This window comes from Pseudomonas sp. GW822-FHT04H02, assembly GCF_058800645.1.
Window position 1 is genome coordinate 770,830 of sequence record NZ_JBXAMM010000003.1, and the last position, 12,717, is coordinate 783,546.

Consider the following 12,717-nt stretch of genomic DNA (forward strand, 5'->3'; position numbering starts at 1 on the left):
AAACGTCACGGAGAACCACACTATGAGCACTGAGGGTGCTTCAAGTCCGAGCCGCTTGCTGCCAAGCCTGCTCGGGATCTTGCTGCTGCTAATGGGCCTGGCCTTGCTGGCCGGGGGGATCAAGCTGAGCATGCTCGGCGGCTCGCTGTACTACGTTTTGGCCGGTATCGGCCTGACGTTGACCGGCCTCTTGCTGCTGGCCGGTAAACGCGCGGCGCTGGGCCTGTACGCCCTGGTACTGTTCGCCAGTACCGTCTGGTCGCTATGGGAAATCGGCCTGGACTGGTGGCAACTGGTGCCACGCCTGTCGCTGTGGTTCGCCCTCGGCGTGGTCCTGCTGCTGCCCTGGTTCCGTCGCCCGCTGCTGCGCGATGGCCCGGCCCCGCTGGGCACCGCTGCCCTGAGCGTGGCCGTGGTCCTGGCCGGTGGCGCCGCCATTGGCAGCCAGTTCACTAACCCTGGGGAAATCTCCGGTGACCTGGGCCGCGACACCGCGGACATGACCAGCACCGCGCCGGCCATCCCCGACGGTGAATGGCAGGCCTACGGCCGCACCGAGTTCGGCGATCGCTACTCGCCGCTGAAGCAGATCACCCCGGCCAACATCGGCAAGCTGCAGGAAGCCTGGCGCATCCGCACCGGCGACATGCCGACCGACAAGGACCCGGTGGAAATCACCAACCAGAACACCCCGCTGAAGGTCAACGGCAAGCTCTATGCCTGCACCGCCCACAGCAAGGTGCTGGCCCTGGACCCGGATACCGGCAAGGAAATCTGGCGCTTCGACCCGCAGATCCAGGGCCCCAACGGCGACGACTTCCGTGGCTGGGCACACATGACCTGCCGTGGCGTGTCGTACTACGACGAAGCCAACTTCAAGAACGCCGACGCCATCAGCCAGCCGGCCACCCTGTCCCCAGCGGGCCAGGCCATCGCCACCAGCTGCCCGCGTCGCCTGTTCCTGCCTACCGCCGATGCGCGCCTGATCGCCATCAACGCCGACACCGGCAAGGTCTGTGAAGACTTCGGCACCAAGGGCGCCGTGGACCTGAAGGCCGGTATCGGCCCATTCACCCCGGGCGGCTACTACTCCACCTCCCCGGCGGCCATCACCCGTAACCTGGTGATCATTGGCGGCCACGTGACCGACAACGAGTCGACCAACGAGCCGTCCGGCGTGATCCGCGCCTTCGACGTGCACGACGGCCACCTGGTGTGGAACTGGGATTCGGGCAACCCGGACGAGACCACTCCGCTGCCGGAAGGCAAGACCTATACCCGCAACTCGCCGAACATGTGGTCCCTGGCCAGCGTCGACGAGAAACTGGGCATGGTCTACCTGCCACTGGGCAACCAGATGCCTGACCAATGGGGCGGCAACCGCACCGCGGGCGCCGAGAAATTCAGCGCCGGCACCGTGGCCCTGGACATCGACACCGGCAAGCTGCGCTGGAACTACCAGTTCACCCACCACGACCTGTGGGACATGGACGTGGGCAGCCAGCCGACCCTGCTCGACATGAAGACTGCGGACGGCGTCAAGCCGGCGCTGATCCAGCCGACCAAGCAAGGCAGCCTGTACGTGCTGGACCGTCGCGATGGCACCCCGATCGTGCCGATCCGTGAAGTACCGGCCCCCACCGGCGCTGTCGAAGGCGACCACACCGCGCCAACCCAGGCCCGTTCGGACCTGAACCTGCTGCCGCCGCCACTGGACGAGAAAGCCATGTGGGGCGCGACGCCGTTCGACCAGATGCTGTGCCGCATCCAGTTCAAGGAACTGCGCTATGAAGGCCAGTACACCCCGCCGTCGGTGCAGGGCAGCCTGATCTACCCGGGCAACGTGGGCGTGTTCAACTGGGGCAGCGTGTCCCTGGACCCGGTTCGCCAACTGCTGTTCACCAGCCCGAACTACATGGCCTTCGTTTCCAAGCTGGTGCCGCGCGCAGAAGTGGCTGCCGGGAGCAAGCGCGAAAGCGAGACCTCGGGCGTGCAACCCAACACCGGCGCGCCTTACGCGGTGATCATGCACCCGTTCATGTCGCCGCTCGGCGTACCTTGCCAGGCTCCGGCCTGGGGCTACGTGGCCGGTATCGACCTGACCACCAACAAGGTGGTGTGGAAGCACAAGAACGGCACCAGCCGTGACAGCTCGCCGATCCCGATCGGCCTGCCGATGGGCGTGCCGAGCATGGGCGGCTCCATGGTTACCGGTGGTGGCGTGGGCTTCCTCAGCGGCACCCTGGACCAGTACATCCGCGCCTATGACGTGAAGAACGGCAAGGAGCTGTGGAAGTCCCGCCTGCCAGCGGGTGGCCAGGCCACGCCGATGAGCTACACCGGCAAGGATGGCAAGCAGTACGTGCTGGTGGTCGTGGGCGGCCACGGCTCCCTGGGCACCAAGATGGGCGACTACATCATTGCCTACAAACTGTCGGAATAAGCTTTACCGGCAGGCATGAAAAAGGCGGCTACCTTCTGGTAGCCGCCTTTTTTTGTGCCGTTCGCCCTCTGCGTAGGAGCTGGCTTGCCAGCGAAGGCGCGGGCCCGGGCGCTGCATGGCTTGCGGGCCTCTTCGCCGGCGAGCCGGCTCCTACAAGGGGCTTGTCATTCCATCTCGCTCGACCGGCAGCCCATCAAAGGACGGTCACCGAAAATTCCTACAACTCACGTCCCATCGCATCACCTTGCCCCTCAAGGGCTCTGCCCTTAAGGTCTGGGGGTCATTGAAAACTCAGTGACAGGGGTGTGGAAGCCCCCCATATCGTCAGGCGCGCAAAGCACCAGCAAATGCCTGACCTGTTTGTAGCCTGCACTTTGGACAAAGCCGTGGAGCAATACATGCCCCTCACCAGCAACGACTACAACATCCCCGCCCTGCTGGTGGACACCCAGGCCCCGCTGGACGCTCTCCACGAAGCCGCCGCGCACCGCATCCGCGCGGCCACCCAGTTGCTGGAGAACATCGCCAGCCACGACAACCTGCAGAGCAACCCGGCCCTGCTCCAGGACTTCGCCCAGCTGTGCGTCATCCCCCTGCGCGATGGCTGCGACCTGCTGGACGTACTGGGCCGACGCCTGCAGGAACAACTGCTGACCTGACCCCGGCTCCAGGACCGGCGGCGCCTCGCCGGTCCTCTCAAGCGGCCCTGCTCGCCTGCCCAGCAGTCCCGTAATTGCAAAGCGACATTAGCCCATTTGTGCTAATCGACCCTCCCCCAACCCGGGGCTATAGTGCCGGGCAACCATCTGATCTCCCCACCGTTGCCAGCCTGCGGTGTCGGGAGCGGCTGCGCCGTTGAAAACACAACAACACCAAGGAAGATTCATCATGAAACTCCAGTCCAGCCTCCGCCCCGTTGCCCTGCTCAGCCTCCTGGCACTCGCACTGGGCGGTTGCGCCATCGCCAAACCGAGCAACGACGACCTCAAGAACCGCGCCCAGATCACCCTTGGCAAGCCGGTTTCCACGGTTTCCAACGTGCGCAGCGACGCGTCCCAGACCTACTTCACCGCCAGCACCAGTGCCGGCGAATACAATTGCGTACTGCCCAGCGGCGGCATGGTCGCCTTCGCCACCATGGGTGGAGCAGTAGCGCTGCCGGCCGAGTGCAGCAAGCAATAAACCGCTAGCCCCTGGCCAACCAGGTTCGCCGCGACGGGCTGCACCGGTGTAGCAGCGGGACAGCGTCGGGCGAGCACCACTCCCTCCTGAAAAGGTCCTGAGTTGATGAAACCCCGTCTCTTCATGGTGACAGGCCTGGCCCTGCTCGCCTGTACCCTGATTGCCTGCGCGCCGCGCCAAGGGCGAACCCTGGACGAATACCCGCCAGTCAAGATTCCCACCGTGCAGTACCCCGACGAGCCCTTCGACACCCAGGCCGCGCGCGCCGCGCTGCAACCCGGCACCGCAACGCTCACCGGCAAGTTCTGTATCGTCGGCAATGACGGTATCGAAGACAGCCGCAACGTCGAGATCTATCTCTACCCGGCCACCCCGCACTTGCAGGCCTGGCACAAGTTGCGCGCGTCCCAACCCGAAGGCGCACCGGTGAGCATGGTCCCCGAAGCCCTGGCCGTGCACCGGGTGACCCGCACCGACGGCAACGGCATCTTCCAGTTCACGGGGCTGCAACCGGGCCGCTACTTCGTCCAGGGCCACGATATGGTGTACGGCACCAGCCGCTGGAACGAGTACGTGGGCACCGGCCAGAGCAACACCAACTACGGGCCGGTGACCACCCACTACTACACCGAGCGCAGTTCGATCTCTTCGTACTCGGGCATGCTGGATGACTTCGTCGAACTGGCCAGCGGCGAGAACAAGAAGCTGACCATGACCAACTACCCCCTGCTTATCCCGTGCCGGACCTGGTAACTGTCTCTGGCGCCGCAGCCCTGTGGGCAGGCACCAGCGGTGCCTCGCGCAGGGCTCGCAAGGTGCTGCGCAGTTCCACCGGCCGCACCGGCTTGGACAGGATGGCGATGTTGCGGTCGTGCAGGGCGGCGTGGATTTTCTCGATGTCGTGCCCGGTGATGATCAGCGCCGGCACTTCCCAGCCCCGCTGCTGACGGATGCTGTCGATGCATTCGATACCCGAGGCCCGGGTGCCCAGGTCATAGTCGGCGACGATAATGTCGCAATCGGTCAGCAGGTTCTCCCCGCTCGATTCGGCCTGGACCACGCAGCCCCAGCGCTCCAGCAGCGCCGAAGTGGCCAGCAGCACGTTACGGTCATCCTCCACCAGACAGACCCGCAGCCCGGTCAGCAAGCCGCTCTGCAACGCCTCGTCACGACCGTGCAAACGCTGTGGCGCGGCCAGTGACAGGCCGTGCAGGCTGACCGTGGTGCCGTGGTCGACCCGCGAACGAATCGTTACCTGCAGGTCAGTCATCTGCCCCAGGCGCTTGACGATGGACAGGCCCAGGCCGACGCCTTCGACGTCCTTGTCCCGTACCTGGCGAACCCGGTAGAACTCATCGAAGATCTTCGGCAGATGCTCCTCGGCAATCCCCCGGCCCTGGTCATAGATGACAATGGCCAGGCCTTGGCCACGCCGGCGCACGCCAATCAGCACCGGCCGTTCCGCGGCGTACTTGAAGCAATTGGACAGTACGTTCTGCACCATGGTCGCCAACAGCCCCGGGTCGACCCGCACCCAATGGGCGCAGGGCCGCAGCCGCAGTTCGACACCGGCCCAGCGCGCCGCCTCGGAATTCTGGCGTACCAGGTCGCGCAGCAGTTCGCCCAGGTGGACGGTTTCGTACTTGGGCTGCACTCGCCCGTTGTCCAGGGTGTAGAGGTCGAGGATCGAGCGGAACAACTGCGAGACGTTGAGCAGCGAACGATCGATGTTGTCCACCAGGCGCCGCTCATCCACCCCCAGGCTGGCTTCGCGCAGGCAGGCGGTGAACAGGCCGATGGAGTGGATCGGCTGGCGCAGGTCATGGCTGGCCTGGGCCAGGAAACGGGATTTTTCCAGGTTGGCGGCAATCGCTTCTTCCGAAGCCAGGCGGGTGCGCTTGAGCAGGATGTGGGCGTACACCGGGATCACCGTGCTGGTGATCATCAGCATCAGCACCATGTAGGGCTGGGCCTGCCAATAGGGGGTCAGCAGGTAGACCATGAACAGCGCGAACAGCGCCAGCACGGTGGCGATGGCCAGGTAGCGCGAGCCGAAACGCATGCCATTGCCCAGGTTGACCCAGACCATCACCGCATAGATCGGCAGCGCCCCCTCGCCGCCTACCACCAGGCCGTAACAGGTGCCGGTGTAGTCATAGACCATGCCCAGGATGCGCCGCGCCGGGTAGTGCCCGGGCCAACGGGCAATGGCCATGCGCAGCACGATCGAACCCAGCATGAACAGGGAAATGTAGATCATCACCGGCACGTAGGGATCCACATCCTGCCCCGGCAGGAAGCCGATCACACCAAACCAGACCAGGGCGCATCCGGCGACGATAATCCGCAGGGTGGCCTGATCGAGTTCACTGTCTTTCTCAACTTTCATGCAATCACCTCCTTGTGCAATATGCGCTGCCGTGGTCTTTTGCCGTTCGGCAAACTGGCCCATCGGACACGACCAGCGGGCAGTTACAACGCCGTGCGCCAAGTTAGCATGCCCACAGGACTGGATGTTTCAAGGAGTTTCAAACATGACATGCCGGATTATCGTCGCCGACGACCACCCGTTGTTTCGCGAAGGCATGCTGCGCACCATCCAGCGCTTGCTGCCCGATGCCGTGCTCGAAGAGGCCGGCGACCTGGCTGCGGTAATGGCCCTGGCCGAGAGCGGCGAGGAGCCGGACTCGCTGATTCTCGACCTACGCTTTCCCGGCCTGACCTCGGTCAGCATGATTGCCGGCCTGCGCCAGCAATTGCCGCGCACCTCGATCATCGTGGTGTCGATGGTCGACAACCAGGACCTGATCGCCGAAGTCATGGCCGCCGGGGCCGACGGTTTCATCGGCAAGAGCATCAGCCCGGACGAGATCGGCCAGGCGATTCAGGCCATCCGCGAAGGCGACGTGGTGGTCAAGTACGCGCCTTCCGGCCTGCTGCTGCCCCTGGACGCCTGCGCCGAAGTGAGCCAGCTGACCACCCGGCAACAGGAAGTCCTGCGCCTGATCGCCCAGGGCAAGACCAACAAGGAAATCGCCCGAGAGCTGGATATCTCGCCGTTCACCGTGCGCATCCACGTGTCTTCCCTGCTGCATACCCTCAAGGTGCCCTCGCGCGCCGCGGCGGCGGTGAAGTTCGCCGGCACCTGGTAAACCGGGACAATCGGGGCCGCGCTATCGGGCGGCCTGCACCAGAATGCCAAGACACGGTTGGTCAGCGCGCGCCGTTAATGCTGGGAAGCCCTGCGCAAATGAGGCAGCATCGGTTCTGGCACGCCGGTATAAACGCCATGGCATTGGGCGGCACGCCAGGAACAGCGTGCTGGCGCGACCGCCCTCGCAGGAGAAAGACATCATGAGTACGGATAAGCGTGATGAGTTGTTTGAACGGTTACACCACTGGTTCGGTGACTCGGAAGCCGCCAACTGGAACGAATACACCACCGAGCAGGTGGCCAAGGGAGTCCTCCACGCCTTTACCCCGGCGCAATGGCAACGCCTCGGCGAAACCCTGCTGTCGCGCCCCGAGTACTGGCAGCACCGCTGCGCGGTGTCCCTGGGAGAGTTGCGCAGCCCGCCGGCCATCGAGCTGCTGAAACGCCTGCTGGTGGATTCGCCCTACCTGGACGTGAGGGTCATGGCGATCTATGAACTGGACTGGTCGGAAGCGGCCATCGAGCCCCGCTATGCGCCCTGCATCCTGGAAATCATGGACAACCTCAGTGAGGAAGGCATAGAGCCGGAACTGCAAAGCCTGTTGACCAAGGCTGAGTCCGCCGCCCCCTGAGCGCGCCCCCTGGATGGCCCCTCGGCCATCCAGCTTTCAGCTCGACACCCGGGAGTTCACCAGCCAGCGCTCAAAGGCCTCGGTCGGCAACGGTCGGCTGATCAGATAGCCCTGTACCGTATCGCAGCCCCAGCTTTCCAGCAATTTCAGGCAATGCTCATATTCCACGCCTTCGGCCACCACCTTGAGCCCCAGCTTGTGGCTCATTTCAATGGTGGAACGCACGATCACCGCATCGCCGCTGGTTTCATCCAGATTGCGGATGAACGACTGGTCGATCTTCAGTTCCTGCACCGGCAGGCGCTGCAACTGCGCCAGGGATGAATAGCCGGTACCGAAATCGTCCACCGACAGGCTGATGCCGCAGCCGCGCAAGCGTTGCAGCACGGCCAGGGCCTGCTCCGGGTCGCGCATGATGGCGCTCTCGGTGATCTCGAACACCAACTGTTCGGCTGCCACCTGATAGCCCTCAAGGTAATCGCTGACCCGTACCTCCAGGCCGTCGTCCTCCAGGTCGCTGGCCGAGATGTTCAGTGACAGGCGTACGGGCAGGGCCCGGCGGTTCCACTCCGCCAGCTGGCGGATACAGGCTTCGATGACCCAGGCGGTGAGGCTGTGCATGCTGCCGGTGCGCTCGGCCAGGGGAATGAATTCCGCCGGCGAGACCACGCCGAACACCGGGTGCTGCCAGCGCAGCAGGGCTTCGGCCTGGTGCAGGTAGTCCCGGCGCAGATCGAGCTTGGGCTGGTACAACAGGAACAGCTCACCTTCGGCGGCCGCCCGGCGCAGGTCGCGGATCAGGCTGATCTGCCGCTGGTGAGCCAGGTCTCGGTCCTGCTGGTAGACCTGCAAGTAACCGGGCTTGAGCGAAGCATCATGGCGGGCGATGGCGGCGCGGCTGATCAGTTCCTCGGCGGACTTGCCGTCGGCGGGGTACACCGCCATCCCCATGCAGATCTGCCGACGCACCTCATCGCCCTGGATCAGTTGCGGCCGGCTGAGCAGGTCATGCAGCCGGTCAGCCATGGCCATGGCCCCGTCCAGTTCGGTGTTCTCCAGCAGCAGGAGGAATTCACTGGCGGTGATCCGGGCCGCCGTATCGCCCTGGGACAATACTTCTCGCAGGCGCCGGCTGAGCTCGCCCATCATCTGGTCCAGGCCTTCTGTGCCAAAGCCTTCGTTGATCGCCCGATAGTTGTCGATGCCCAGGTAGAGCAGCACCACATTGCGCCGGGCGGCAATGGCCTTGGTCAGGCGTTCGATGGCCAGGGCCCGGTTCGGCAGCCCGGTCAGCGGATCATGCAGAGCGTTGTGGGCCAGTTGCCGTTCGCGGGTGGCAATGGCGCTCTGCATGGCGTTGAAGGCATCTGCCAGCACCCCGAACTCGTCGCTGCGCTTGATGGTTACCGGGGCCTGATAGTTACCGGCACCGATGCGTCTTGCCGCCTGGGCCAGGTCCTCCAGGGGCCGCGATACCCGCCGCGCCATCAGCAGGGCGCAGACCAGGGAGACCACCAGCGCCACCATGGCGATCCACATGAACTCCCGATCCAGCGGGGCAAAGGCCTGCAACGCCTGCTCCAGGGGGCTTTGCAGCAAGGCCATGACCCGCGGATCGCCGGCATCCCCGGTATTGGCCAGTTGCAAGGCCTGGTTGAGGAAACGCTGGCCATGGGTCTCGCTCAACTGCGGCAGGGATTGCCACAGGGAGTCGGCCAGGACATTGATGATGGGCGACCAGAAGAACTCCGGCTGGGTGCTGAACAGCTCGCCGGGATGCTGACCATCGACCGTCAGAAACGACACTTCCAGGTTGCTCATGGAGCGCAGTTCCTGGGCAAACAGCTCATCCATGGGAAAGCCCATCACTACCCGGGCGATGGGTAGCGACTCCAGCACTTCCCCCTGGACCAGCAGATAGGGCCGGCCCTTGATTGCGACGAAGAGCATGTGGGTGTTGTGCCGCATGGCCCGGCGCAGGGCCTGGTCGTAGGGAAAGTGCTGGTCCCGGGCGATCACCGGCAGGGTGCTGGCGATGACCCGGCCCTCGGGGCTGAGCACGAACATCTCGCTGGAACGGATGCCGCCGCTATGCTGGGCCAGGGCGGCAAGGATATCCACCGGCTTGCCGCTGAGCACCGCCCGGCGAAACTCGGAATCCACCACCAGCCAGTCGACACCGTACTGCAGGTTGCGACCGCGCAAGTCCAGCAGCCGTTCGAATACCCGGGTGCCGATCTTCAGTTGCAATTGCGCCTGGCGCTCCACCGCTTGGGTGGTGGCGGTCTTGACCGCGAAATACACCGCGGCAATCAATACCAACAGCAATAGCGCCAGCACCCCGACAATCCTTGCCTGAAAGGTTCGGCGCCACTTCATAAGGCTGCTCTCAGTCGCTCCAAGTCCCCGGCGGGCCTTGAAAAGGCCGACGCGGATAACCCCTGCCGGAAGCTGAAAAATCCCTTCTTCATACCCATCCCTCTGAGAAGCTGAATGCGCGCGTCAAATAAATGCCAGCTTCATTCCGGCATTCCGGGCAATCAGATTAATCCTCAAATTACACAAGATCACGCAATAAAACAGGTGACATCGCAGTCATTTTATTGACAACCCATGTCAAACAGCCCCTTCAAGTGAGCTTGAATCCCTTCGCAAAAACCCCCAGGCATGCAGCAAGAACAGCCTAGACCGCGGCTATGCAACGCTTCTCTGCCAGGGCAAGGGGCGATGCAGCGGCATTTCCCACCGCTTCGGAAAAACGCTGAAACCAGTCCCCCATTGAAACCCGCGGCGACCTGCCCCATCTAAGCTGCATAGTCCATCGCGCAGGAGCCTCCATGAGCGACCAGCAAGAATTTCCCGAAGATCCACGTGACTACGTCGATCCGGAAAACACCGAACACCAGGCTGCCCATGGCACCGGCCTGGCCCTGCCCGGACAGAATCTGCCGGACAAGGTCTACATCATCCCGATTCACAATCGTCCCTTCTTTCCTGCGCAAGTATTGCCGGTCATCGTCAATGAAGAGCCCTGGGCCGAAACCCTGGAACTGGTGAGCAAATCCGAGCATCACTCCCTTGCCCTGTTTTTCATGGACACCCCGCAGGAGGACCCGCGGCACTTCGATACCTCCGCGCTGCCGGAGTACGGCACCCTGGTCAAGGTCCATCACGCCAGCCGTGAAAACGGCAAGCTGCAGTTCGTTGCCCAGGGCCTGACCCGGGTGCGCATCCGCACCTGGCTCAAGCACCATCGTCCGCCCTACCTGGTGGAGGTCGAGTACCCCCATCAGCCCAGCGAGCCCACCGACGAGGTCAAGGCCTACGGCATGGCGCTGATCAATGCGATCAAGGAGTTGCTGCCGCTCAACCCGCTGTACAGCGAAGAGCTGAAGAACTACCTCAACCGCTTCAGCCCCAACGATCCGTCGCCCCTGACCGACTTCGCCGCCGCCCTGACCTCCGCCACCGGCAACGAACTGCAGGAAGTGCTGGACTGCGTGCCCATGCTCAAGCGCATGGAAAAAGTCCTGCCGATGCTGCGCAAGGAAGTCGAAGTGGCGCGCCTGCAGAAAGAGATTTCCGCCGAGGTCAACCGCAAGATCGGCGAGCACCAGCGCGAGTTCTTCCTCAAGGAGCAGCTCAAGGTGATCCAGCAGGAGCTGGGGTTGACCAAGGATGACCGCAGCGCCGACCTGGAGCAGTTCGAACAGCGCCTGACTGGCAAAGTGCTGCCGCCCCAGGCGCAGAAACGCATCGACGAGGAAATGAACAAGCTGTCGATCCTGGAGACCGGCTCGCCGGAATATGCGGTTACCCGCAACTACCTGGAATGGGCCACGGCCGTGCCCTGGGGTGTCTTCGGCGACGACAAGCTCGACCTCAAGCACGCGCGCAAGGTGCTGGACAAGCACCACGCCGGGCTCGACGACATCAAGAACCGTATCCTCGAATTCCTCGCGGTGGGCGCCTACAAGGGCGAGATCAGCGGCTCCATCGTGCTGCTGGTAGGCCCACCCGGTGTCGGCAAGACCAGCGTCGGCAAATCCATCGCCGAATCCCTGGGGCGGCCGTTCTACCGCTTCAGCGTCGGCGGCATGCGTGATGAAGCCGAGATCAAGGGCCACCGCCGCACCTACATCGGCGCCCAGCCGGGCAAGCTGGTGCAGGCCCTCAAGGAAGTGGAGGTGATGAACCCGGTGATCATGCTCGACGAGATCGACAAGATGGGCCAGAGCTACCAGGGCGACCCGGCCTCGGCCCTCCTGGAGACCCTGGACCCGGAGCAGAACGTCGACTTCCTCGATCATTACCTGGACCTGCGCATGGACCTGTCCAAGGTCCTGTTCGTGTGCACCGCCAACACCCTGGATTCGATTCCCGGCCCGCTGCTGGACCGTATGGAAGTGATTCGCCTGTCCGGCTATATCACCGAAGAAAAACTGGCCATCGCCAAACGCCACCTGTGGCCCAAGCAACTGGAAAAGGCCGGTGTCGCCAAGACCAGCCTGAGCATCAGCGACAGCGCCCTGCGCACGGTGATCGATGGCTACGCCCGGGAAGCCGGGGTACGCCAGCTGGAGAAACAACTGGGCAAGCTGGTACGCAAGGCCGTGGTCAAGCTGCTGGACGAGCCGGACGCCACGATCAAGATCGCGCCCAAGGACCTGGAGGCTTCCCTGGGCATGCCGGTGTTCCGTAACGAGCAGGTCCTGAGCGGCACCGGGGTCATCACCGGCCTGGCCTGGACCAGCATGGGCGGCGCCACCCTGCCTATCGAGGCCACGCGCATTCACACCCACAACCGCGGCTTCAAGCTCACCGGGCAACTGGGGGATGTGATGAAGGAATCGGCGGAGATCGCCTACAGCTACGTCAGCTCGCACCTCAAGCAATTCGGCGGCGACAGCAAGTTCTTCGACGAAGCCTTCGTCCACCTGCACGTTCCCGAAGGCGCCACCCCCAAGGACGGCCCCAGTGCCGGGGTGACCATGGCCAGCGCCCTGCTGTCCCTGGCGCGCAACCAGCCGCCGAAGAAAGGCGTGGCCATGACCGGCGAGCTGACCCTCACCGGCCACGTGCTGCCGATTGGCGGGGTGCGCGAGAAAGTCATCGCCGCGCGGCGCCAGAAGATCCACGAGCTGATCCTGCCGGAGCCCAACCGCGGGCATTTCGAAGAACTGCCGGACTACCTCAAGGAAGGCATCACCGTGCATTTTGCCAAGCGTTTTGCCGACGTGGCCAAAGTGCTGTTCTAACCCCTTTCGCCGCAAGCCGGCTCCTGCAGGGCCCCCCCTCGCAGGAGC

General features: G+C 63.9%; 9 protein-coding genes. 7 read left to right on the plus strand and 2 right to left on the minus strand.

What is annotated here, in order from left to right; all coding sequences use genetic code 11:
- Positions 1-22: 22 nt before the first annotated feature.
- The 4 genes from AC1RMG_RS15960 to AC1RMG_RS15975 all read left to right on the plus strand — a co-directional run bounded on the left by AC1RMG_RS15960 (position 23) and on the right by AC1RMG_RS15975 (position 4,378).
- Entirely contained in the window at positions 23-2,443 is a 2,421-nt protein-coding gene (locus AC1RMG_RS15960; protein WP_015636854.1) for a glucose/quinate/shikimate family membrane-bound PQQ-dependent dehydrogenase, read from the plus strand.
- 347 nt (positions 2,444-2,790) lie between these two features.
- Entirely contained in the window at positions 2,791-3,102 is a 312-nt protein-coding gene (locus AC1RMG_RS15965) for a hypothetical protein (protein ID WP_019093113.1), read from the plus strand.
- 229 nt (positions 3,103-3,331) lie between these two features.
- Positions 3,332-3,625, plus strand: coding sequence for a hypothetical protein (locus AC1RMG_RS15970; RefSeq protein ID WP_015636856.1), 294 nt, complete (start codon positions 3,332-3,334; stop codon positions 3,623-3,625).
- 105 nt (positions 3,626-3,730) lie between these two features.
- Positions 3,731-4,378: a carboxypeptidase-like regulatory domain-containing protein gene (locus tag AC1RMG_RS15975; protein WP_026019976.1), complete on the plus strand. Its 648-nt coding sequence runs from the start codon at positions 3,731-3,733 to the stop codon at positions 4,376-4,378.
- Here AC1RMG_RS15975 and AC1RMG_RS15980 read toward each other — a convergent pair.
- Positions 4,356-6,014 carry an ATP-binding response regulator gene (locus AC1RMG_RS15980; RefSeq protein ID WP_053153562.1) on the minus strand — a complete coding sequence of 553 codons (1,659 nt, stop codon included), beginning with the start codon at positions 6,012-6,014 and terminating at the stop codon, positions 4,356-4,358. The two genes, AC1RMG_RS15975 and AC1RMG_RS15980, sit on opposite strands and share 23 nt — an antisense overlap.
- A 145-nt stretch (positions 6,015-6,159) precedes the next feature.
- Here AC1RMG_RS15980 and AC1RMG_RS15985 point away from each other — a divergent pair, with 145 nt between their 5' ends.
- Positions 6,160-6,777 carry a LuxR C-terminal-related transcriptional regulator gene (locus AC1RMG_RS15985; protein WP_015636859.1) on the plus strand — a complete coding sequence of 206 codons (618 nt, stop codon included), beginning with the start codon at positions 6,160-6,162 and terminating at the stop codon, positions 6,775-6,777.
- 202 nt (positions 6,778-6,979) lie between these two features.
- Complete coding sequence (locus tag AC1RMG_RS15990) at positions 6,980-7,411, plus strand: hypothetical protein (protein ID WP_011063174.1); 432 nt, start codon at positions 6,980-6,982, stop codon at positions 7,409-7,411.
- 36 nt (positions 7,412-7,447) lie between these two features.
- Here the strand turns inward: AC1RMG_RS15990 and AC1RMG_RS15995 are convergent, their stop codons facing one another.
- The gene (locus AC1RMG_RS15995) at positions 7,448-9,790 is read right to left on the minus strand and encodes a putative bifunctional diguanylate cyclase/phosphodiesterase (protein ID WP_015636861.1); all 2,343 of its coding nucleotides are present in this window, start codon (positions 9,788-9,790) and stop codon (positions 7,448-7,450) included.
- Between the two features lie 458 nt (positions 9,791-10,248).
- On the opposite strand from AC1RMG_RS15995, the gene lon reads away from it, so the two are divergent.
- Positions 10,249-12,669 carry an endopeptidase La gene (lon, locus tag AC1RMG_RS16000; protein WP_011063176.1) on the plus strand — a complete coding sequence of 807 codons (2,421 nt, stop codon included), beginning with the start codon at positions 10,249-10,251 and terminating at the stop codon, positions 12,667-12,669.
- Positions 12,670-12,717: the final 48 nt, after the last annotated feature.

What these genes read in the sequence shown, in the direction of transcription:
- AC1RMG_RS15980 (WP_053153562.1), bottom strand. Translation starts at nt 6,014, where the DNA reads ATGAAAGTTGAGAAAGACAGTGAACTCGATCAGGCCACCCTGCGGATT.
- AC1RMG_RS15970 (WP_015636856.1), top strand. Translation starts at nt 3,332, where the DNA reads ATGAAACTCCAGTCCAGCCTCCGCCCCGTTGCCCTGCTCAGCCTCCTG.
- AC1RMG_RS15965 (WP_019093113.1), top strand. Translation starts at nt 2,791, where the DNA reads ATGCCTGACCTGTTTGTAGCCTGCACTTTGGACAAAGCCGTGGAGCAA.
- AC1RMG_RS15985 (WP_015636859.1), top strand. Translation starts at nt 6,160, where the DNA reads ATGACATGCCGGATTATCGTCGCCGACGACCACCCGTTGTTTCGCGAA.
- AC1RMG_RS15990 (WP_011063174.1), top strand. Translation starts at nt 6,980, where the DNA reads ATGAGTACGGATAAGCGTGATGAGTTGTTTGAACGGTTACACCACTGG.
- AC1RMG_RS15975 (WP_026019976.1), top strand. Translation starts at nt 3,731, where the DNA reads ATGAAACCCCGTCTCTTCATGGTGACAGGCCTGGCCCTGCTCGCCTGT.
- AC1RMG_RS15995 (WP_015636861.1), bottom strand. Translation starts at nt 9,790, where the DNA reads ATGAAGTGGCGCCGAACCTTTCAGGCAAGGATTGTCGGGGTGCTGGCG.
- lon (WP_011063176.1), top strand. Translation starts at nt 10,249, where the DNA reads ATGAGCGACCAGCAAGAATTTCCCGAAGATCCACGTGACTACGTCGAT.
- AC1RMG_RS15960 (WP_015636854.1), top strand. Translation starts at nt 23, where the DNA reads ATGAGCACTGAGGGTGCTTCAAGTCCGAGCCGCTTGCTGCCAAGCCTG.